The organism is Marinobacter sp. L-80 (assembly GCF_056859395.1).
The window spans coordinates 1-21,785 of sequence record NZ_JBSXOI010000054.1 but is presented as its reverse complement, the minus strand read 5'-3'; the positions used below and the strand labels follow the sequence as shown (position 1 = coordinate 21,785).

At 56.1% G+C, this 21,785-nt stretch carries 20 protein-coding genes and 1 riboswitch; of the genes, 9 read left to right on the top strand and 11 right to left on the bottom strand.

Annotated elements, in window-relative coordinates; translation table 11 throughout:
- The first annotated feature begins 8 nt into the window (after positions 1 to 8).
- Positions 9 to 1,607, top strand: coding sequence for a glycerol-3-phosphate dehydrogenase/oxidase (locus tag AC13E3_RS06585; RefSeq protein WP_482901845.1), 1,599 nt, complete (start codon positions 9 to 11; stop codon positions 1,605 to 1,607).
- Positions 1,597 to 3,156, top strand: a complete 1,560-nt coding sequence (locus tag AC13E3_RS06580; RefSeq protein WP_008171202.1) for an FGGY-family carbohydrate kinase — start codon at positions 1,597 to 1,599, stop codon at positions 3,154 to 3,156. Before AC13E3_RS06585 ends, AC13E3_RS06580 begins: the two co-directional genes overlap by 11 nt.
- Here AC13E3_RS06580 and AC13E3_RS06575 read toward each other — a convergent pair.
- Positions 3,137 to 4,357: a D-amino acid dehydrogenase gene (locus AC13E3_RS06575; protein WP_482901844.1), complete on the bottom strand. Its 1,221-nt coding sequence runs from the start codon at positions 4,355 to 4,357 to the stop codon at positions 3,137 to 3,139. The two genes, AC13E3_RS06580 and AC13E3_RS06575, sit on opposite strands and share 20 nt — an antisense overlap.
- 163 nt (positions 4,358 to 4,520) lie before the next feature.
- A riboswitch (glycine riboswitch) is annotated at positions 4,521 to 4,613 on the bottom strand.
- Positions 4,614 to 4,718: 105 nt separating this feature from the next.
- Between AC13E3_RS06575 and AC13E3_RS06570 the strand changes: the two genes are divergently transcribed.
- Together AC13E3_RS06570 and AC13E3_RS06565 are read left to right on the top strand one after the other, a co-directional pair.
- Positions 4,719 to 5,810, top strand: coding sequence for a DUF3336 domain-containing protein (locus AC13E3_RS06570; protein WP_288367339.1), 1,092 nt, complete (start codon positions 4,719 to 4,721; stop codon positions 5,808 to 5,810).
- A 124-nt stretch (positions 5,811 to 5,934) separates the two neighbouring features.
- Complete coding sequence (locus AC13E3_RS06565; RefSeq protein ID WP_482901843.1) at positions 5,935 to 7,641, top strand: putative bifunctional diguanylate cyclase/phosphodiesterase; 1,707 nt, start codon at positions 5,935 to 5,937, stop codon at positions 7,639 to 7,641.
- Between the two features lie 11 nt (positions 7,642 to 7,652).
- Here the strand turns inward: AC13E3_RS06565 and AC13E3_RS06560 are convergent, their stop codons facing one another.
- The 4 genes from AC13E3_RS06560 to AC13E3_RS06545 are packed head-to-tail and all read right to left on the bottom strand — an operon-like array spanning position 7,653 to position 13,322.
- Positions 7,653 to 8,222 (bottom strand): condensin complex protein MksE, encoded by a 570-nt coding sequence (locus tag AC13E3_RS06560; protein ID WP_273082263.1) that lies wholly within the window; start codon positions 8,220 to 8,222, stop codon positions 7,653 to 7,655.
- Positions 8,215 to 9,615 carry a hypothetical protein gene (locus tag AC13E3_RS06555; RefSeq protein WP_008171211.1) on the bottom strand — a complete coding sequence of 467 codons (1,401 nt, stop codon included), beginning with the start codon at positions 9,613 to 9,615 and terminating at the stop codon, positions 8,215 to 8,217. The genes AC13E3_RS06560 and AC13E3_RS06555 overlap by 8 nt, the downstream gene beginning before the upstream one ends.
- The gene (locus tag AC13E3_RS06550) at positions 9,608 to 12,547 is read right to left on the bottom strand and encodes a hypothetical protein (RefSeq protein ID WP_482901842.1); all 2,940 of its coding nucleotides are present in this window, start codon (positions 12,545 to 12,547) and stop codon (positions 9,608 to 9,610) included. Before AC13E3_RS06550 ends, AC13E3_RS06555 begins: the two co-directional genes overlap by 8 nt.
- On the bottom strand, positions 12,540 to 13,322 hold the full coding sequence (locus AC13E3_RS06545; protein WP_482901841.1) for a hypothetical protein: 783 nt from the start codon (positions 13,320 to 13,322) through the stop codon (positions 12,540 to 12,542). Before AC13E3_RS06545 ends, AC13E3_RS06550 begins: the two co-directional genes overlap by 8 nt.
- A 112-nt stretch (positions 13,323 to 13,434) precedes the next feature.
- On the opposite strand from AC13E3_RS06545, the gene AC13E3_RS06540 reads away from it, so the two are divergent.
- The 5 genes from AC13E3_RS06540 (at position 13,435) to AC13E3_RS06520 (ending at position 15,726) form a co-directional block, all read left to right on the top strand.
- Complete coding sequence (locus AC13E3_RS06540) at positions 13,435 to 13,659, top strand: addiction module protein (RefSeq protein ID WP_008171217.1); 225 nt, start codon at positions 13,435 to 13,437, stop codon at positions 13,657 to 13,659.
- A complete protein-coding gene (locus AC13E3_RS06535) occupies positions 13,659 to 13,949 on the top strand; it encodes a type II toxin-antitoxin system RelE/ParE family toxin (RefSeq protein ID WP_482901840.1) in 291 nt (96 codons plus the stop codon). The genes AC13E3_RS06540 and AC13E3_RS06535 overlap by 1 nt, the downstream gene beginning before the upstream one ends.
- 85 nt (positions 13,950 to 14,034) lie before the next feature.
- Positions 14,035 to 14,295 carry a ZIP family metal transporter gene (locus AC13E3_RS06530; protein ID WP_199185513.1) on the top strand — a complete coding sequence of 87 codons (261 nt, stop codon included), beginning with the start codon at positions 14,035 to 14,037 and terminating at the stop codon, positions 14,293 to 14,295.
- Between the two features lie 79 nt (positions 14,296 to 14,374).
- Positions 14,375 to 14,911, top strand: a complete 537-nt coding sequence (locus tag AC13E3_RS06525) for a CIA30 family protein (RefSeq protein WP_008171223.1) — start codon at positions 14,375 to 14,377, stop codon at positions 14,909 to 14,911.
- Complete coding sequence (locus tag AC13E3_RS06520) at positions 14,908 to 15,726, top strand: SDR family NAD(P)-dependent oxidoreductase (RefSeq protein WP_008171225.1); 819 nt, start codon at positions 14,908 to 14,910, stop codon at positions 15,724 to 15,726. Before AC13E3_RS06525 ends, AC13E3_RS06520 begins: the two co-directional genes overlap by 4 nt.
- On the opposite strand, the gene AC13E3_RS06515 is transcribed toward AC13E3_RS06520, so the two are convergent.
- From AC13E3_RS06515 to AC13E3_RS06490, 6 genes are all read right to left on the bottom strand, one after another.
- Positions 15,719 to 17,041 (bottom strand): NADH:flavin oxidoreductase/NADH oxidase family protein, encoded by a 1,323-nt coding sequence (locus AC13E3_RS06515; protein ID WP_482901839.1) that lies wholly within the window; start codon positions 17,039 to 17,041, stop codon positions 15,719 to 15,721. The genes AC13E3_RS06520 and AC13E3_RS06515 overlap by 8 nt on opposite strands.
- Before the next feature lie 4 nt (positions 17,042 to 17,045).
- The gene (locus AC13E3_RS06510) at positions 17,046 to 18,125 is read right to left on the bottom strand and encodes a flavin monoamine oxidase family protein (protein ID WP_482901838.1); all 1,080 of its coding nucleotides are present in this window, start codon (positions 18,123 to 18,125) and stop codon (positions 17,046 to 17,048) included.
- Between the two features lie 181 nt (positions 18,126 to 18,306).
- The gene (locus AC13E3_RS06505) at positions 18,307 to 19,614 is read right to left on the bottom strand and encodes a protein NO VEIN domain-containing protein (RefSeq protein WP_482901837.1); all 1,308 of its coding nucleotides are present in this window, start codon (positions 19,612 to 19,614) and stop codon (positions 18,307 to 18,309) included.
- Positions 19,611 to 20,006: an HIT family protein gene (locus tag AC13E3_RS06500; RefSeq protein WP_482901836.1), complete on the bottom strand. Its 396-nt coding sequence runs from the start codon at positions 20,004 to 20,006 to the stop codon at positions 19,611 to 19,613. The genes AC13E3_RS06505 and AC13E3_RS06500 overlap by 4 nt, the downstream gene beginning before the upstream one ends.
- Positions 20,007 to 20,133: 127 nt before the next feature.
- Positions 20,134 to 20,754: a hypothetical protein gene (locus AC13E3_RS06495; protein ID WP_482901835.1), complete on the bottom strand. Its 621-nt coding sequence runs from the start codon at positions 20,752 to 20,754 to the stop codon at positions 20,134 to 20,136.
- A gap of 115 nt (positions 20,755 to 20,869) precedes the next feature.
- Positions 20,870 to 21,634 (bottom strand): GmrSD restriction endonuclease domain-containing protein, encoded by a 765-nt coding sequence (locus AC13E3_RS06490; protein WP_482901834.1) that lies wholly within the window; start codon positions 21,632 to 21,634, stop codon positions 20,870 to 20,872.
- Between the last annotated feature and the right edge of the window lie 151 nt (positions 21,635 to 21,785).

Sequence of the window (21,785 nt, the reverse complement as noted above, 5' to 3'; positions counted from 1 at the left end):
GCCCCAATATGAACCGGACTGACATTCTCAATGCGCTGCGCTCAGGGACCAACAAATTTGATGTGGTGGTGGTCGGCGGCGGAATTACCGGCGCTGGCGTGGCCCGGGAAGCAGCAGGCAGCGGGCTGCGCACGCTTCTGGTGGAACAGAAGGACTTTTCCTGGGGTACCTCCAGCCGGTCCTCAAAGATGGTGCATGGTGGCCTTCGGTACCTGGGCAGCGGGCATTACGGTCTTACCCGGGACGCCGTGCGCGAGCGGGAACGGTTAATGGCGGAAGCACCGGGGTTAATTGAGCCCCTGCGCTTCATCATGCCGCACTTTAAAGGCCAGTTCCCCGGACCGCGCCTGTTCCAGACACTGCTTCGGGTTTACGACTTTATTGCCCGCAACCGAAGCCGCCACTTTCTGATCCCGGCCGAATCCATGCTCTGGGTGCCGGGCCTGACGGGCGAAAAACTCGCCGGCGCCAGCGGTTTTACCGATGCAGTCACCGACGACTCGCGCCTGGTCCTGCGCCTGATTGCCGAAGCCCGGCGGGACGGAGCCATGTGCCTGAATTACACAAGAGCCGGTGAAATAAAGCGCAGCAACGGCGATGTATCCGGCTTGCTGATTCAAGCAGAGGAAAACGATACGCCCATTGAGGTCTTCGCGCCCCTGGTCATCAACGCCACCGGTGCCTGGGCAGATCGGCTGCAGTCCAGCGAGACCTCTGAAGACACCATGCACATCCGGCCCCTGCGTGGCAGCCACCTGGTGCTGCCCTGGTCCAGTCTGCCGGTGTCCTGTTCGGTTTCCCTGTTTCATCCGGAAGATGGCCGCCCGGTGTTTGCCTTCCCATGGCTGGGCACTACAGTTCTCGGCACCACCGATATCGACCATGAGGGAAACCTGGATCAGGAGCCGGTGATTTCTGAATCCGAGACCGCCTACCTGCTTGAAATCGCCTCACGATTGTTTCCGGGCAGCCCCATTACCCGAAGCGACATCCTTTCAACCTGGGCCGGTGTAAGGCCGGTGGTAACCGATGGTACGGGTAAGGCGCCGTCCAATGAAAACCGGGAACACGCACTTCGGGTGAATCGGGGGCTGGTCAGCATTGCCGGCGGCAAGCTCACCACCTTCCGGGTCATCGCCCGCGAGGCACTCGTCCAGGGGCTTGGAGAAGACGCCAGCAAGGTTCTGCGGCCCGCATCCAAACCGGTGTTTCAGGGCACAGATCACCCCTCAAGGCCAGCCACCATTAGCCACCAGTGCTGGCAGCGACTGCAGGGGTTCTATGGCCCCGAGCTTGATCAACTGCTTGCTTCGGGCCCACTGGAGCCTGTCACTCCAAATCGGGCTTCCAACCTGCTCTGGGCGGAGCTTTGCTGGGCGTGCCGGAGAGAAGATGTGCAGCATCTGGATGACCTGCTTCTGCGACGAACGCGGTTAGGCATGGTACTACCGAATGCCGGCGAAGCCCTTCTCCCGCAGATTCGTAACCACTGCCAGCCGCTGCTTGGTTGGGCTGACCAGCGTTGGGAGGAGGAACAGGCCCGCTATCTGTCGATCTATCACAACGCCTATTCGCTGCCACCGCAGGAGGCCTCCGATGCCAGCTGAGCCGCTCATCCTGGCCATCGACAATGGCACCCAGAGCGTTCGGGCGCTGCTCTTCGATACCAGTGGCAATCTGGTGGGCAAAGGCAAGCAGGAAATAGAGCCCTATTTTTCGAGAGAGCCCGGCTGGGCCGAGCAGCACCCGGACTACTTCTGGGAGCAGCTCGCGGAAGCCTGCCAATTGCTCTGGAGCTCCACAGACGCGACACCGGATCAGGTTGCCGGCGTTACCGTGACCACCCAGCGCGGCACCGTCATAAATCTGGATGAAAATGGACAGCCTCTACGTCCGGCAATCATCTGGCTCGACCAGCGCCATGCAAGGGTAGAAGGCCCCGTCAAAGGGCCCTGGGGATGGCTGTTCAAAGTTGCACGTCTGGCAGACACTATCAACCGGTTCCGGGAAAAAACCCAGGCCAACTGGATCGCTCAGAATGAACCCGAGATCTGGGCCAAAACCCGGCATTTCCTGTTGCTGTCCGGCTATCTCAACTACCGACTCACTGGAGAATTCCGGGACTCGACCGGCAGCCAGGTGGGATACCTGCCATTCGACTATAAAAAGCATCGCTGGGCCGGCCGGCGGGATTTCAAATGGCAGACGATGCCAGTCGAGCCTTCCATGCTGCCTGAGCTGGTTGCACCCGGCGAAACACTGGGCCATTTGACCGACGAAGCCTGCAAGCACCTGGGCCTGGCAAAAAGCCTCCCAGTAATCGCCGCAGCTTCCGACAAGGCCTGCGAAATTCTCGGCTCCGGCGGGCTGACACCCGATATCGGCTGTATGAGCTATGGCACCACTGCCACCATCAACACCACCAGCCAGCGTTACGTCGAACCGATCCGGCTGATGCCGCCCTATCCGTCTGCGTTGCCCGGCCATTACTCGACGGAGGTCATGATCTACCGGGGTTTCTGGATGGTGAGCTGGTTCAAGCGGGAGTTCGGGCTGAGAGAACAGAAACTGGCCGAGGAACGAGGTATCGAGCCGGAAGCGCTGTTCGATGAACTGGTCAAGGCAGTGCCACCAGGATCCATGGGCCTGATGCTTCAGCCCTACTGGTCACCCGGCGTGCGCCAGCCGGGGCCGGAAGCGAAAGGCTCGATCATCGGGTTCGGGGACGTTCACACCCGTTCCCACATTTATCGCGCCATCCTCGAAGGTCTGGCCTACGCGCTCAGGGAAGGAAAGGAAAAAATCGAGAAGCGAAGCGGCGTGAAGATCAGGAAATTGCGAGTGGCCGGCGGTGGCTCACAGAGCGATGCGGCGATGCAACTCACCGCCGATGTGCTCGGGCTGCCGGCCGAGAGGCCTCACACCTATGAGACCTCCGGGCTCGGCGCCGCCATTGATGCCGCTGTCGGGCTAGGGCTGCATCCGGATTTCGACACCGCCGTGGCGAAGATGACCCGGGTTGGCGACGTTTTTCATCCCAACGAAGAAACCCGGGCTCTTTACCAGCGGCTGTATTCCGAGGTTTATCTGAAGATGTACCCTCAGCTTCAACCCCTGTACCGGAAAATCCGCGAGATTACCGGCTATCCCCGGTAACGCTCTCAGCGACCAACTCAGCGGTAATCGCAGAGAGCGTCCAGCCCAGGTGACCGTGACCGGTGTTGTAGAACACGGTCGGCAGGCGACCTGGCCCAACCCTTGGCATCATGTTCGGCAGCATTGGCCGCAAGCCTGCCCAGGGCACTACCTTGCGAGTACAGACACCTGGGAAGCACTGCTCAACCCAACGGGTGAGCGGGCGGATGCGGTCGTCCTTGATATCGCGGTTGTAACCGCTGAACTCGGCGGTACCGGCAACCCGGAAACGACCATCGCCCAGGCGACTGGTGACGATCTTGGTAGCATCGTCCAGCAAGCTGACGGTTGGTGCCGCCTTTTGCGAGGCTTCGTCGTCCAGCTCCACGGTAATTGAGTACCCCTTAACCGGATAGATATTCACCCGGTCACCCAGCTTTTTCGCGAGCCCGCGGCTGCCGACGCCGGCACAGATCACCACGCCGTCAAATGTGTCCCGGGACTGTTCGGTGCCATCGTGGGCGGTCACCCAGGCATTACGCTCATCGGCGCTCAGCTCGGTCACCGTGTGGCCATAACAGGTTTTAACGCCCAGCCGCTTGATGGCATCCGCCAGTCCATTGGTGAACTTGTGAATATCACCGGTGGAGTCACTCTCTGTGAAAAACCCGCCGTAATAGTTGCCGGCCAGGGTCGGCTCGATGGATTTCATTTCCTCCGGGGTCAACGACCGGCGCTCAAGGCCACCAGCCGCCAGCAGGCGCGATACTTTTTCAGCGTGATCAAACCCGGCCTTGTCCCGGTAGATGTGCAGGATACCCTGCTTCTTCAGGTCGAAATCGATGCCTTCTTCCTGCGCCCAGGCAAACAGGTGGTCACGGGCAGCAATGGCCAGGCGTGCAGTTTCCGTGGTGTTCTTTTCATACTGGGGAATGGCGGCAATGAACTCGGCGAACCAGCTCAGCTTGTGCCAGGACGGCTTGGGATTGACCAGCAGTGGCGCATCCCGGCGGGACATCCACTTGATGCCCTTCATCACGGTCTGCCAGTTGTTCCAGACCTCTGCGTTGGAAGCAGAGAGCTGTCCACCGTTGGCGAAGGAGGTTTCCATCGCCGCATAGCGATGCTTCTCGTAAACCGTAACGTCAAGCCCGCGCTTGGCAAGGGTGTAGGCCGTGGTAATACCAGTGATACCACCGCCAATTACTGCGATTCGCTTCATTCCAATCTCCGTGAGCGCCAAGGGTTTCCTCCCTGCTCGAAATGGCAGAAAGCACCCCTTCCGTCACGGGACCTGAGAGATTCACGAGCCGTTTTAACGAAAACGGTCGTTTGCTCCTTCGGTGTGCCGACTGACGCGATTGTCGACAGCTCTTCGGAAAGTATTCATGCCAGCGGTCCTTTTGCCTGAGAGTTTCCGGGGCAGTTGCTCCTTCGGCGCTGATCGCAAGGGATTCAGTCTCTCCCGCAGACATGTCTGATTGGTAATAAAACCCAACCCACGGGCCTAAACATAGCAAATAACCCGGAGCCAGGAAACCAGCCTCTGCACAGCTTGGGCCGTATGGGTTAAGGTAAAAAGCATGAAACACGCCTTGAAGACCCGAAAACAGCTCCAGCAGCAACTGGAACAGGCCCACGACTACGAGCACTGGTGCGAGGCCGCTACCGCGCTCGATGACATGGACGGGCTGCTGGACTGGCGCGAGCAGGAAGAGACCGGGATGCTGCATGAAAGCCTGATGCGCAAGCACATGGGCCTCATGGACCATTGCCGGCAGAATGGCGACACGCGGCGACTGATCCGGATCCTTCAGGAGAGCCTCTACCGTCACCTGGGCGAATTATCCTATCCCGATCTTTACACCGTGGCGCGCAGCGGCACCAATCGGTTGGTGGGTGAATTCCTGGATGCCGTCGAGACGTCCATGGAATTCATTTGCGACCACCCTATTCCGGAAGTGACAACCGCCCGAAAACTGAAAATGTTTCAGGACGCCGAGCGGGTCTATGGCCGGCCGGCCCTGATGCTCAGCGGTGGTGCGGCCTTTGGTATTTACCACATCGGTGTCACCCGGGCGCTCTGGCGACAGGATCTGCTGCCGGATGTCATGGCCGGTTCCAGCATGGGTGCCATCGTGGCGGGTGCCATCTGCACACGGAACGACAAGGAACTGGCAGAGTTCTTTAACCATCCGGAACGGATTCACCTGAATGCCTTCCGCTGGCTCGGCGTCACGGAAGGCTTGAGGGCCGGCCATGCCATGGATCCACGCCAACTTCAGGAGCATCTCCAGCACAATCTGGGCAGCGTCAGTTTCAAGGAAGCCTATGAGCACAGTGGCCGAACACTGAATATCTCCGTCTCCCCCACCCGCACCCAGCAGAAGCCACGGCCACTCATCGAGCAGGCCTACGCCATGACCAGTCAGCAATACCTCGGGGACATCAACATCCATTTCCCGCCCAAGGCGTCCCTTTACCGAAAGGTCCTCTCCAACCCGAGCCCTGAAGATCTCGAGATGTATATCAATCTCGGTGAACAGGCCACATGGCCACGGCTGGCCATGATCAAGGACCAGACCAGGATCAGCCGGGCATTCGATCGCTGTATCGCCAGGCTGGAGCAAGAGCTGGAGCAGGAAACCGCAGAGCAGACTGCAACGCCGCTCTAAAGACAGCACCGCCCTACCGATCAGTAAACCAACTAGATAACCCTGGGATCCCGAACTATTCTCATTCTATTGCATCATCGCTTCGCGAAACGTTTATCGCTAATCATGAGGATGCTGACAAGCAATGGATATTGGACAAGGAAGTCGATCGGCTACCGAGGACAGTGAAAACAGGTTTTACGAGCTGATCGAAAGTCTGCCCATGGTGGCTGTGCAGGGATACGACAGACACCGTAGGGTAATTTATTGGAATGAAGCAAGCGCCCGCCTATACGGCTATTCCCGCGACGAAGCACTTGGGCAGCTTTTGGAAGACCTCATCATCCCCGATCACATGCGCAACGCTGTGATCGACGCGCACCGCAATTGGCTTGAGAAAAACATCAGCATTCCCGCCGACGAACTTGAACTGAAACACAAAGAAGGACACCTGGTTCCTGTTTACTCAAGTCATGTGATGATCAAACAGGACAGCGGGGCCTGTGAGATGTTCTGCATCGACATAAGCCTCGAAGAGCAGAAACAAGCCAGAGACGAGCTTTATCGGCGCGCGAGTTTTGACGACCTGACCGGATTACCCAACCGGCATTTCATGGAAGCCGAGTTGTCGAGCCGACTGGATGAGGCTGATCGCCTGCATCAGGAATTGGCGGTCGTCTTTATCGATCTGGACAATTTCAAGATTATCAACGATACGCTTGGCCATCATCATGGTGACAGCCTCCTGAAAGCGGTGGCCGAAACCTTGAGGGCCGAACTTCGAGGCGGAGACCTGTTGAGCCGCTTTGGCGGAGACGAGTTTGTCTTGCTGATCTTCGATTTCGAAGGCCCTGAAGGTATTCATGAACTTGTTTGTCGGTTGATAGACGCTCTGGAACACAGAGTTCATCTGGAAGGCGACTGCTACCAGGTTACCGCCAGCTTTGGCGTGAGCCTTTTTCCGCACAACGGAACCACCGTGGCTGAGCTGATGGGCAATGCAGACGCCGCCATGTATCAGGCCAAAGAAACCGGCAAGAACGGCGTGTGCTTCTACACCCCGGATATCAATGACAGGCTGGTCAGTTATCAGGAAATCACCAACCTGCTCAGAGACGCCTTGAATAACGATGGCCTCGAATTGTTTTTCCAGCCCCAGATCAGCCTCGCGGATCGCACATGCGACTCCTGCGAGGCGCTTCTTCGTTGTTTTCACGGTCAATCCCGGGCAGTTTCACCAGCCATTTTCATTCCCGTGGCTGAAAAGTCTGGCCTCATCAACCGGATAGGCGAATGGGTAATCGAAGCAGCCTGCAAACAGCTCAGCGCATGGAAGAAAACCCCTTTGGAAAACCTGCGGGTTGATATCAATCTCTCGGGACGACAGCTCACCAATCCACACCTTGCGAGCCATATTCTCGAAACGGTGGAACGTTACAATCTTCAGCCTCACCAGCTTGGGGTGGAGCTGACTGAAAACGAGGTTTTCGGCAGCGATGAAAACCAAACCAAACAGTTAGAAAAACTGAAACAGGCAGGCGTGCACATTTCGATCGATGACTTCGGTACCGGGCACTCCTCTCTCGTCTATCTCAGAAAACTCCCGGTTTGTGGAATCAAAATCGACAGGAGCTTTCTGCAACATGCGATGCAGGATAGCGCCGACATGGCCATCATGGAGGCAATGGTTACCGTTGGCCACAGCCTGGGCCTAAGCGTGCTGGTCGAAGGTGTTGAGACGGATGAACAGGCCCAATTGGTCACCGAACTGGGTTGTGATCTCGCTCAGGGTTTTCTCTATGCCAAGCCCATGCCGGCAAACAAAGTTGAAGAATTCCTGACCAGCTTCTGATCAGGAAAACACTACCCTTGTTCAAACTCCCGAACCAGCTCCTGCAGAAAATACAGCCCGGCGGAACTCAGGAAACAGCGGCCTGCACCGGCTCGAAACAGGAGGTGGCGTTTATCGAGGTAGTCCAGGGCTTCCGGCAGGCCTTTCTCAAACCGTGCGGCCCTCAGGATTTCCTGGTATTCCTCATCGCTCGCCAGGGCCAATAGGTCTTGCTCGTTCAGCCCGGCGTCGGGCCGGCCAAGGTATTCAAGATCCCGACCGCTGCGTGCGAAATAACGCCCTATCAGCAGCAGGATCACCTGCACGCGGAAGGCGTTCTCGTCGTGCTCTTCATTCTCGTCGTCACTGCTTTCCTTGAGGAAGAAAAACGCGCCGGTTTCGTTGAACACCAGCTCGCTGCCCAGGTGCTCGTATAAGGTCCGGAAGTGGGACAGATGGTTATACAGCAGATTGTAGAGCGGATTGGCACGCAACTCCGAGCGGTTGCTGTCCCACACATCACGCACAATCACCCGGCCGGCCTGGAATTCCCGGTAGATCGCGGCGCTGTGGGCCGGGAGGATTTCTTCAAATTCAGACATTCTGTTGCTCCAGGCGACGCTTTCGGTAGACAAACTGTTCACTGTCGGATGACTGATCGAGGATTCGGAAGCGATTGGTAGTCACCACCTGCAAGCCCTCGGGGGGCGAGTTTACCAGCCGGTTTAACGCCGCCAGCAGGTCCGGAAAGCGATAGCCGGGGATAAAGCCGTCCAGGCGGCCGTGCAGCTCACGCACCAGGTCGGTCGTAGGCCGAAGTTCCAGGGTTTCCAGCCATTGATAGAGCTGGTTGATACGCTGGACATCAATCCGGGTATGGCGACCACTGCCATCCACTTGCTGCAGAACCGGCACTTCAGCCTTGCGTCGGAGGTCGTTCAGGCGCAGCTCCAGTTCGCTGAACAACAGCTGGTAGTAGCTGGACGATTCACCGAAGGCGTAGTGTTTCGGTCGTTGCTGGGCCCGAAGGCCGATCAGAAAACCGGTGCTGCGGGCAAAGTCTCCACCTTCCAGCCATTTTCGTTTCAGGCTGAGGGTCTCGGTTTCCCCCTTGAGTTCCTGCAGCTTGCCGTAGAAATGCTCCATGGCGTTGTACTGGACCATGCCCTGGCGCGTCTTGCGCAGGAAGTGCTCCACCTCCTGGGCCACCGCCTGAATGGGTTTGTACAGGGCGTTCAAACTAATGGAGGAACGGAACAACTGATCTGCCAGGCTGTGATCGCCGTGATTTTCCAGCAACCGCACCATCGCTTCCAGGGTTTCGAACAGGTTGCTGCCATCCGGCAGCCGCGTATCCGGGTTCAAAAACACCAGGGTCGGCTTGATGTGGCGCTCGTACAGGGTAACGATCTGCTCAAACAGGTTCTGGCGGAACTCAAGGAATTTCTGGGGCGCCCGGCTGGCGTCGCCGGAGAGATCCGCAAGCTGCGCACTGATGGTCTGCATGCGCAGGACATTCTGGCGCAGCAAACCGATGAGCTGGCTCACCCGCTCGTTCAGATCATCCCTCAGTTCGGTGTAGTCCGGATCGGCGTCGCTGAAAGAGCTGGTCTCGAGCCGATTGCGCACGTCCCGAAGGGTTACAAGATGGCCGCGAAGCCGAGCATCCGTCAGTTCCTGGTACAGCGACGCGTTGCAGGCACGCATCAGGTTGATCAGGGCATCCTGAAACACCAGGCGCCGCTCACCTTCGGCCTTGATGATGTCGATCACCAGGCCGCTGCGGAACAGATTGTCGGTATTCAGCGCAAAACGCACCCGATCCCGGTCGGCGTTGCCAAGGGTGCGGGTATAGTCCATCACCTCGGCCACCAGATCGCTCTCACGGATATACCGGGCTTCGTTCCGGTCCATCCGTTCGATCATCCGGAACAGGATCTTCGGGTGCTCGAACAGCAGCCGGGTGGTATCCAGGGTGCTGAACCGTTTACTCATCCACCTGCTCCATCAGGCTAGCCTGGGTCTGATCAGCCCAGTGGCTCATGGCCTCGCCGTTGGTAAAGCCCTCCGCTCCACCCCAGAACACCAGGGTACGTTGCGGGCTGTAAGGCTTCGCGGTGCGCATCTGCCCTACTTCCAGGTGTCGGCCGATCAGGTAAATCACTTCCGCGCTGGCGCTATGAGTGGCGGCAGAGAACAGGTTGAAGCCCTGCTTGCGTAACCGCTCCAGCAGCGAGGGCATCTGGCTGATGTCCACGCTGGCCAGCTCATCCAGCACCATGGGGAACGACAATTGAACGCCCGGGTACAACACCCGTTTCAGCAGCCGGTACACCAGTTCCAGATTGATCAGGGCCGTGGTGGAGGTGGACTGGCCCTTCTTGTCGAGGCTTGTGGCGTTTTCCTTCCGGGTTCTGTAGGAAATGCCGGTGATCACCTTGTCCATGGTCAGGCGCTTGCTGCCGCCCTCCCCGAAAAAGTCCGCCACGAACACCCGCAAACGGTCATAAAACGCGTCCGACTGCAGCTGGTTGCCATAGGGGTCGATGTTGTTCGCTTCTTCCACCAGATTGCGGAATTTCGGATCGGTATGAATATCCACGCGGATTTCCACCAGATCGTTGATGCGCACCCCTTCGAGCTCACGGTTCAGTTGCGCCTCGAAACGGGCAATGTGCTCGTGGTTGGATTTCAGGGCCTGCCGGTAGCTGGCCACGGTTTCATTGTGGATACCCACCTGCTGCTCCAGCACATTCCAGCGCTCTGCCATGCCGGCAAACAGATCTGAGAGGCCTTTGAACGTTTCCCGGATAGCCGATGACGCGGGGCTGTCTTTCTGCAATTCGCCTTCGGTGTCTTCGTGGATGCCGAGATACACGAACTGACGGAGGTGGTCGAGGATACTGCGACGGCGCTCTTCCAGGTCGTCCAGCTGGGTTTGCAGGTCGTCAAACGACGCGACAGACACCTGCTCAATGTCCAACGGCTGTTCCGCTTCCACGGCTTTCAGATGCGGGAACCGGTGCTCTACCGTGCCAACGCTTCGGCTGAGGCCTGCCAGCTCCCGTTCCCGCTCCTCGATCCGCTCTTTTTCAGCCCTGGCTTTGGCGGCCTTCTGCTGCACCGCATCCTGCTTCTCCTGCTCCAAGCGGGCTTGTTCTTCCAGCTTGGCCAGCTGTTCCTCCGCCGCCTGTTTCTCGTCAGTAGCGTCCCGCAGAGTGGTGGCCGCTGCCGGGTAACGGCTCAGGGTATCCAGATCCTTTTCGATGGCACGGATCTCTTTTTCCGTGCGCTCGATCAACCGTGGCCGATCGTGTTCCTGATTTGCGGTGTCCGCCAGCTCGGCCCGCTCCTTTTCCAGGCCATGAAGCTCACCCTCAATATGCCGGCGCTGCTCTGCAAAGTCGGTCTGCCGCGCTGGCTGGGCCTGAAATTCGGCATCGAACCAGTCAAAGCCTTTATCAGTGGGTACAAATAGCCGGGCAAATGCCTCGATGGCCGCCTTGCTGTCGGCATCCAGATCCTGGCCGGGGCTCGCCATCACCAATCGGGGGTCCACCGCCCGCAGAGGTGCGGCAGTGGCCTCGTCCAGCTGGTTCTGAAGCTGCCAATGTTGCTTGCTTTCCCGTTCCTTCAGGGATTCCAGCTTGCGCTCAAGCTCCTGCTTCTTTTTCTGGATCTGTTCCAGCCGGATCTCGGCCTGGGCGGCACTTTTCAGCGCGGCCAGGTGCCCTTTCTTGCCATCGAGTTCCTCTTTCTGGATGTCTTCGATTTCCTGAAGCGTATTATCTCCATATTGAGAGAGCAGCAGTTCGCCATCTTTCTGGTTCTGCTCCGCCTGCTTGATACGCCGATCGGCGGAACGAATTTCGCCTTTCAAGCCGCTGGCGTCCTGCTCCAGCTTTTTCAGAGCCTGCAGCACATGGCGCAGGGTCTCGTTCTGTTCATTGAACGCCTCTACTGCGGCTTTACGCCTGGCGCCAATATCCTGCAAGGCATGGGTGACGCCATCCCGGAAAGCCGCAAAATCGTGCTGGCTGCGAAGCAGGGTTTGGTAGGCCTGATAATCCCTTTGCAGCTTCTCGAACCGTGAACGCTCTTTTTCAATCTGATTAAGCTGGATTTGCTGTTGCTTCAGTTGATCGTGCCGGTTGAGAAACTCATCGATATTGAAATCGAAGGCATCGTCGGCAAACTTCTTGTCCGCCTCGATAATGCTGGCCACCGCGTTGGACATGGCCTGATCGTCTGCCTTCATTTCAAACAGCAACAGGATCAGCGTGCGCAGCGACTGCACCCGGCGCTCGTCGGACTCACCCAGGGGCAGCACGGAATAACGCACCGCATCGGCGTTCATTAGCTCGCTGCTGTACAACATCTGTTTAAGCTTGGCCGGTTCATTTACCAGTCGGGTATCTTTGGAGAACTTTTTCAGCGCCTCGGACAAACGGCTGAACGACAGCTCCGGCACCGCCTGGCCGATTCCGTCCTCACCATCGCCATTCCAGAACAGCGGCCGCAGCTGGTCGTAACCAACCGGCACGAAAGCGCGGGCATAACTGAGCTGGCTGGCGCTGTCCCTGTACAAAATCTGGCAATGCACCCCCGCCGGGTTCTCCGCTTCCATGATCAGGAAGCTGAACTGACTGGGGAAATAATGCTGGTAGCTTTCCTCGTTAGAGTAGAAGCTGCCGGCACTGGCATTGCGGAACGCGAATTTCTTGCGACTGTTCTTGAAGTTGTTTTCCGGCAGCAGAAACAGACGCAGGGAATTCAGCAGACTGGACTTGCCCAGATTGCCCGGGCCCAGGATCAGGCCGTGGTTATCCACCGGAATTTCCACGTAACAGAAGCCGGCGGAATCCACCAACACCAGACGGCGAATACCAAAATTGAAATTGCCTGGGCTCCCCTGGGAGTCACTCATCCAGAATCATCTCCTGTTCCATAAATTTGCCGGTAGCTCGAAACGCCTCTGCCAGGGGTACAAAACCAAGCCCCTCTGCCAACGAAATCGCCCTTGTGAATCGTTCGGTGGTGTCCGGTAGTTTGCGGAACCGGCCCAGCCATGGCTGCCAGTCGGGCGGCTGAACAAAGGTGGCTTTGTCACCGAGCGAGGCTGCGATCGTCGAGAACATTTGCAGACCACCCGCATCATAATCGAATGCGCAGAATACTTCTTCATAGCCCTGCAACCAGTCGAGAATCGCGCGCCGGGTCACCCGGTTACCACTGCCCAATACCACATCGCAGTCCGCCAGATGCAAGGCCCAGCCAAGAGCCTCACCGGTAAACTTCAGCATCTGCTGATATTGGTAGAAGTTACGCTCGTTTTCTATTACCAGCACGGAGCCGGCGCGCTGAAAACCGATGTCAACAGAATCGCTCTTGATAACAACCACATCCGGACGGCTGGATGCCAATACCCCATGGTAAACCAGAAGAAAACTTACCTCAGTACCATGGCGATGAGAGTCACCTTTTCTAGCGGCGTCTACTCTGTTTAAGGGAGCCTCCGCGACGTTCTGCAGCTCCGCGAAAGCGATTTCATCCCGGACCGTGACCAGCCATCGGTTGGACTGGACCTTTTCTGTGGCAAACATGTCCCGATGGCGCCGGCGAAACTGCTCCGGAAGCTTTTTCAGGAAGGCTTCATAATTAATCGGTTGGCCACGCAGGATTTTGTCGAGATAGTCGTTCAAGGGCGTACCACGGTTATTCTTGGATTTGCGTATGGGCTGGGAAGCAAAATAACTCATAAAGCGTTAATATGGATACCGTACTTGGCCCCTCACCACTCTTGGAGCAAAAAATATGCGCCTTCAGGATTTAATTGACGAGGCTAGCGCTCTTCCCGTCGACGAACGAGCGCTGGTTATAGAGTCATTATTGAAAAGCCTAAACCCAAACGAAGCCAGTATTGACGAAAAATGGGTAGAAGTTGCCAAGTGCCGCCTGGACGACCTGGATTCCGGCAGGGTGAATCCTGTGCCCGGCGATGAGGTTTTTAGAAAGATTCGGAGCAGGCTGCAGAAATAATGGATTATTCCTTTCACCCCGCAGCGGAAGCGGAATTGAATGATGCAATCGATTACTACGAATCAGTTCAAACTGGCCTCGGAGTAGATCTCGCCGAGCAAGTCGAGCAAGCAGTAGCCAGAGCTGTCAAATTCCCCCAGGCCTGGAGCTTCATTCGAAAGCCTGTTCGTCGCTCACTCGTCAAACGATTTCCCTATGGCGTTCTTTACGTTGAAAAGAAGAACAGCATTTTCATTCTTGCTGTTATGAATCTTCATCGCGAGCCAGATTATTGGGAAAACAGGCAATAACCGAGGATTCCTCGGTAGTTACCGATAATTCCCGGAACACAGAAACAGCTGCACACCCATTGCACTTATCCTGGTGCCAAGAGGCATGTCCGTCACCAAGGCCGCCGGCTGGAGTATTTTCAGCAGCTTGCCGCAACCATTGATGGCCATTCCCGCTTACCTGTTCGTAAGTACCTTCAAACCCATGCTTCCCTTCGGCCTTGGTTTGGCTGCGGGTGCTATGATCTGGATGGTGTTTGCCGAGCTTCTGCCGGATGCTAATAAAAAGCTGGAGCCGGCTTCAGTTGGTGTTGTGATTGTACTGGCCTTTCTGGGCATGATGGTTTTCCAGCTCGCCATCCACTGACCGCGGAAGTACTGGATAGCCAGTAAGCTATTGCGGCGAACGACACTTAATACGTTTTTGAACTATCGAAGGTAACTCTATGCAGAACCGGGATATTTCCGGGAACGCCACGCAAAACCCGATACTTGTCTCGTTCCATTCAGAGGCAAGCCAGTTAACCTGGCAGCCCCTCGGTGACCGCGTGATGGGCGGGCAGTCTAACGGCACCGTTGATCTTGCAGAGGGCGGCGTTGGCGTCTTTCACGGCACTGTGCGACTGGACAACGGCGGCGGATTTTCGTCTGTGAAAGCTGACCTGCCGGAACCTTTCGATGCAGCTGACTACACCGGTATCGAGCTTCTTGCTCGGGGCGACGGAAAAACCTACAAGATCGGCCTTCGCAACAGCACCAACCGGCGCAGCATTGTGTACCAGCATGCATTCACACCAGGTACAGAAGAATGGAGCCGCATCCGACTCCCCTTCAGTGATTTCATCCCTACCTGGCGCGGCAAAACATTGACCGATGAGGCAGCACTGAATCTTTCGCACCTGGCTTCGGTCAGCCTTTTTGTTTCCGGACGACAGGCTGGTGAATTTCAGCTGCGGATGCAGGATTGGAGGTTGATCCGATGACCAAACTCGCTCTGATAACCGGTGCCAGCGCCGGCATTGGCCGTGAAGCCTGCGCCCTCTTTGCCCGGAAAGGCTACAGGGTGATCGCCCTGTCCCGACAGCCAGCTGGTGTCGAGTCTGCCGATCTGGAGCTGGCGCTGGATCTAGAGTCCTTTGACCAGATCGAAGGGCTTGCGGGCGCTCTGGACACGGAAATTGCAGCAGCCGAGCGGGTGATTCTGGTCAACAACTCCGGTTACGGGCAATTCGGCGCGCTTCGCGATCTCTCCGAACCCATGTGGCAAAAGCAGTTCAGTACCCACGTATTCGGCCCCATCAAGCTGGCTGCTGTCTGCCTGGGGCTCTGCGAACAGCACGGTAAACCCTTGCGGGTCATCGCGGTTAGCTCCGTTCTCTCCATCGCGCCCCAGAAAATGAAAGGCGCCTACTGTGCCGCCAAATCCGCGATGAACACGGCCCATGAGAGTTTCTGGTTTGATGAACAGGGCAGCAACAGCCTGGAAAGTATCTCGCTGGTGCTCCCGGGCCCCGTGGTGACCCGGTTCAGAGAGCATGCCCTGGCCGCGTTGCAGCCCGTGCTTGGCCAGGCCAGCGCCGTGCACCGGGAAAAGTACAAGGCAATGGAAGCAGCGCTCGCGCCAGGCGCCAGAATCAAGCCCTTTACAGCCAGTGCGTCGGACGTCGCGAAAAAGATTGTCAGGGCAGCAGAGGCGACACGACCCAAGCCTCGATACCTGGTTACACCCCAGACCTACGCTGCCGAATTTATCACCCGGTTTATTCCCCGGTCGATCCAGAGAATCATCTTTAGGTAAGGCGGGCCTTCTTCACCCGCCGGGACCGGCTCAATTCATCCTTAACAAAAGCCCCGACGGCCTTGAGGATACCCAGGTCCGGATCAGCCTCTTCGCCATCCGCCAGCCGGAAAATCTGCTGGTAGTACCACGCCTGGCCGCCCAACACGTTAATGACTTTGATTGGCATCAGCGGACTCGCTGGTGAGAAAAACCCTCGTTGAGCAAGTTTGACGTAATCTTCGTAGCAAACCGTCTTATCGATGCGGCCATCAAGCAGATCTTTGGGCGTATCGGGATCCGTGCAGAGAGGCCGGCCAAGGCCAATCACGTCGGTTTCGCTACTGGCAATCGCCTCTTCCATCAACGTGCGCGTACGGAATCCACCGGTGACCATCAGCGGGCAATCGCACACCTCTCGAATCGTCTGGGCATAATCCAGGAAGTAAGCCTCCCGCTTGCGAGTGCTTTCCCGCATGGCCGGCCCGTCGCTCGCCGTGTCGGCATCACCACTGTACCCGAGCAGCCGCGGCTGTTCATAAGTGCCGCCGGACACCTCCAGCAGATCAATACCCTCCTCATTGAGCCAGCGCACCACGTTCACAGACTCATCAAGCGTCAACCCGCCCTTGCGGAAATCGTCGGAATTCAGCTTTACCGCCACCGGAAACTCCGGCCCCACAGCGGCACGCGTCGCCCGCACCACCTCGAGCAGGAAACGGGCGCGATTCTCCAGCGACCCACCCCAGCGATCGGTGCGCTGGTTGGTGACCGGCGACAGAAAAGACGACAACAGATACCCATGGGCTCCATGCACCTGAACGCCGGTGAAACCCGCCTCTTTGGCAATCCGGGCCACGTTGGCAAAGCGCTGGATAAAGTCCAGGATCTCCGGCTCCGTGAGTGCCCGTGGGCGAGCGTAGTTGCCCATCAGCGATAGCTGCACCGCCGAAGGCCCCATCGGGCGTGTGGTCACGTATCGAGGCGACTGCCGACCGGCATGGGAAATCTGCATCCACAAATGGTTGCCGTTGCGGGTTCCCGCCTCGGCCCAGGCACGCAACTGCGCCATACCCTCCGGCTCGCCTTCAGCCGGCGCCGGATCAATCGCGACGTTACCCGGCCGCTCCAGCACCCGGTGATCAATCATCACGTTGCCAGTAATCAACAGCCCTGCTCCGCCATCGGACCAGCGCCCATAAAGGGTTTCATGGCGGCAGGTGGCGTGTAGCTGATCGTCTGCCAGCCCCTCGGTCATGGCAGCCTTTGCAAGTCGGTTCGGCAGGACGGCTCCGCAGGGGAGCTTCAAGGGTTGGGCAAGCGGTGATTCGGGCATGGCATCATCCTGATGGGTTGAGTTTTTTGTGTTCTAAACCGCGATTTACCGCATCTATAGCGCCGGCGAGATAGCCCGTAAACTCACGTGACCACTCACTGCCAATGCCGGTTAATCGGTCAGCCCATGCACCTGAGCTCGGCGACAAGGCAGGCGTAGGGTGATTGCCAGAGGATCTTTCATCTGTATGGGTGGCGGTGTAAAACTCTTTAGCCCAGTCCTTGATAAATTCTGCCTCTGGATTCTCCGCTTGCGAACCAAAGAGCCGCACGAACTGTGTTCGGGAAGCAGTAATAAGCTCTTCCTCAGAAACACGACGGCGCACGTCAGCAGGCACACCCAGGAAACCAAACAAGGCTGCCTTCCCTTCCTGAGTAGAGGCATCGTGGATCTCAACCATCGGCCCAACTGCACTTCGAGCCTCCCCGGATAACCCTTGATCTCGCCAAAAAGGCCGGTCAAACACGGCAATATATTTTGCGTGAGGGGCCATCCAGGTATCTGTCTCTCGCCACTGTCTTGCAAGCTCATTCGGCAAGGCCGGCGAAAACGTAAGCTGCGACTCAACTAATCGGGGTGGCATTGCCAACAGCACATGTTCTGCAAAGTGGCTAAAGGTTTCCCCGTTCGCATTCTCGCTCACCAGCTCCACATGTCGATCTGCAATGCGCAGATGGCGAACCGCCTGGCCCGTCACAACTCGCGCTGAATCAATCCGCCGGTATAACGCATCAATGAGCGAATACATGCCGCCGGCAATTCGCATGGATGGCGGAGAATTGGTGTACCCACGCGTTCTCTCAGGCGGCTGATTGGATGAACGTTCCAGAAGCATATTGCCGGTTTCAAACTGCCGGAACGTCTTCAGCTCGAGTTCATCGACCAGTCGCGCCATATCGGTCTGGAACGCGGGCCAAAACCAGGCAGGCCCGAGATCGAAGCCCTCACTACCTGCAATCCGTCCACCAAGAACCTCCCTGGCCTCAAGGAGGACATAGTCTTTGATGCCCTTTTTCTCCAGTGAATATGCAGCGTATAAACCCGCCAGGCCGGCGCCGATGATGGCGATGCGTGTGTTTTGCATGAATAGACTTCCAGTTATAAACCTGTCGCCTCGGAATTAAAGGCTCTGACCCGAACTTTCAAGAAAAGGTAAACAGGCGTGAGCGCCCTGATAAGCTCTGTGTCTGCAACCTGTCTATTAGAATCAACGCCCGACTAGTGGTTTTTCTATCTCGGAGCATAGCGAGGGGCAAAATCTCGCATTAAAACCGAGCTTTGTAGCTTTGAGGCAACAAATGCACATGCTGTTCAATTGAACCCGGCAAAACGAAAAATCTTGGCGCAGTGGTAAATTCGTAAACCCGGTACAGTCGAAAGGCGTCGGAGTAGTCGTTGGAAAATGCTCGCTCGTTCTCACTAACGAAGAACGGCAAGTACTTCCCGGAGTTGGTAGCCTTCACTTCCAGAAAGCGCTCTTGATCGCCATCCGCATCAAAAGAGCGAATGTCGAAACCCAGTCCGTCGCCACGCTCTTTACTCGCCCACTCCACATCCGCCGCCAGGTCGCGTCTTCCTTGAGCGGTAAGCCTCTGCTTCTCCATGCGAAGAACAAATTCTTCTGCGCGCTCACCCAAATGCTGATTTCGGCGCTCCCTTTCCGAGAAGTCGATACGTTTCGCCAAGTAGCTGGGTCTGCCCTCGGCGACATGAGGAATACGCTCTGGCGGTTCCGGATCAAACACCGAATCCCAACCAAGATCATAATATTCCGCCTCATCAGCGACCTTATCGGCGACGAGATTTACTTCATCAACGATCTGCTGGTGGCCAGCAAGGTATGACAGTACGACCTGTTTGAGCTGTTGCTGATAGTTGAAAGCGGGTTTGTAGCCGGGAATATATGGAAGTCCCAACTCTAATAACACAGCACTTACGTTCTGGTGTTTGTATTCAATCGATCCCTCAGAGCGATTATTCAAACGCGGCAGCAGTGCCCTCCTGTGCGCTGCTTTGCTGTATGGCGCTCCGACCAATTGTTTCTCTAGCATCGTCACGTAATCATTGACTAAAAACTCACACTCCAACCAGTCCCAACCGCCACGTTCAGGTTTGAGGAGGTCACGAATTGACTTCTCATCAAGGCTTTTCAACAGCGCGGATCTCAGAAGCTCCCGGGCAATCTGATTGCCGAGCAACTCGAACAACTCATCATCCAGATACGCATGGTCGATATGGTTATTAACGACCCCAGGCGATGTTGCCTTTGTCAGCTGCTCATATGACCCATGCTGACCGGGTTTGATTTTGTGATGCCAAAACCCCTCGCTGCGAAGATGAAAGAACGGTAGGTGGGGATTATTGCGATCATTTGATGTGGCCAGTGGCTGAAAACGTTTGGTGAATTGGCTCTTCAACTTCTCATCAAATCTGAATTGGTTGGTCTTCGTTTCACCCGACTCAATAAGATCCATGACTGCCTGCAACATGGCGACTTTATGAGGGCTCTTATTAGCGCCACCACTGTTCAGGCGAAGCGTCGAAAAGCGCTTCTCGTAATCAAGCAAGCTCACCGGCCACTCCAGTAATCGGCTTTCTCCGGGATGACCCATCGCACCCCACCCCGGGGGTCTGGCTGATCACCGGCATACCTCGGGATCAAGTGACAATGCATGTGCGAGATCGTCTGCCCTGCAGCCGCACCGCAGTTCATACCGATATTGTAGCCATCAGGCTGATAACGTTCTTCAAGCCATCGTTTGCCCTGCTCGACCAGCTCCATGACGGCTTGTTGTTCAGCACCGGTAAGATCAAACCAGTCTCCGGCATGACGATTGGGCACGATCAACAAATGGCCTTTAGAAACCGGAAAGCCATCCAGGCGGATATGAGCTAACTTATTGGATGGCAATGGTTCATGTTCTGATGCTTTATTGACGGAGCAAAATGGGCAATTCTGTCTCATTGCAAGCTTCCAAACATAGATCCCAATCAGGCGCACCCAACGAATCGAATAAAGTTAAACCCTTAACTTCCGTAAATTTCTCCAACTCCTGATATTCCAAAACGTGCCCTTGGATTCAGCCCGCCGCTTACGATTTTGCGCTGGAATGAAACTCCGGACGAAAGCCTGTGGCCAAAAGATTCACCACTGAGCGTGGGGTCAGGACATCAACACAATCAGGGAATGTTTCCTGCTCTGCGGAGCTATACCCGTCAAAGCTCCATTCCAGCATTTTGCCGTCGCAAACAGCGTAGCTCTTCTCATCAAGCTCAAACATCGTCCCATGAGGCAGATCCAAGAGCCGGCCTCTCCACGTCACTTTGTTTTCATCCTCAATTCGCTCCCGGTGCAAAACTTCATCCATTTCCCGGGCACGGATTGCTGCCCCCCCATCCAACTTATTCCCTTCCATCCATGCATTACGAAACTCGTTATAACGGCTCCGCCGGCACTCTGCACAGGGTCGGTGGCCTGCCGCAAGCGCCGTAACCTCATCGAGAAAGAAAAGTTCTGTATAGGATTTCGGGGACATCAACTCCCTTTTCCGACCCTTGAACTCTAGCAGACAAATGATCCAGGCCTTGGTTTTGAATAAGCGCTTGAGCTCTTTGTTCCTGTCATGAAGAACCCCACGATTCCCCATGAACGTGCCCCGGGCAATGTGGCGTTCAATGAAACCCTGAGGGAGGACTCTGTTTTGCAAAGGCATTGATACTAGCTTCCTTGTAAAGGATTTGGTCAGCCGCGACAGGCGTGAATCGCCAAGGTCTTTCACGGAAGAGAAACAATCCAATCCAACCTTTTGATTCGAAGACTGGCCGGAATCATCTCCATATGATGGAGGCTATTTTGAACAACAATTTCTGGCGCGCTTCGAGTGCATCAGGGCCAAAATGGTCAATAGGCTCTAACTCTAGGCCAAACCTTTCCTTTAGCTGAGTCATATCTAGTTTTGATTTATACGCATCAGCACGAAGGGTTTCATTCCAATAGAGTGTATTGGCGTAGGTCTTGAGTTTGTCGGAATAGGCTTCGTTATTGCTCGATATATTGTCCTTTCCTTTTAGCAACAAGATGCCCCCTAGCCTATTCCTCTCCATGTCGAAACGTTCTTCATCACCCTCGAATAGTGCCATGTTTTCTTCGTTGTGCGCCAGGATATGCTCGATATGAAAGCCAGTCTTCGCGCCGGTCTTCGAGACAAGATCGGAAATACTGTGTTTCATATTGAGGTTAAGTTCCCTGGCGAGGAACTCATCAATTCTGGCAAAAAAGTACCGTTTAAAGCGAGTATTCAGGCCGATTCCCGTTTGCTTGAAGAATGCATACTTGAAAGGCTCTTCAACTTCTGTCAGTCGTCTCTTTGCCAATGTAGCAATCAATTCGTGATCAAAAGCTGGGCGAATCTCATCCAAACCCTTATCTCGAATGGTCGCTGAAATCCGGAAGAGCATTTCCTGAAAGGCATTGCTATCGTATGCACCTTGAATCTGCAACAGCGCAAACAACCGATCTAACTCAGCCGGAATCAGGCTAAGCTTCTCACTCTCAACGTCGTCCCATAGGCTGCAAGACGACAAAATCAACATTAGGGCGCCATCTAGCCCGGATTTCTCATGAAGAAGGTAGCATGAGGAAGGAAGAAGCGGCTTAAAGTGTTAGAATTCAAGTTCCTACACAAAAACCCACACTAAAAGCCGCTATCCAAAATGATACCTCAAAAACTGACCTTCTCGCCAC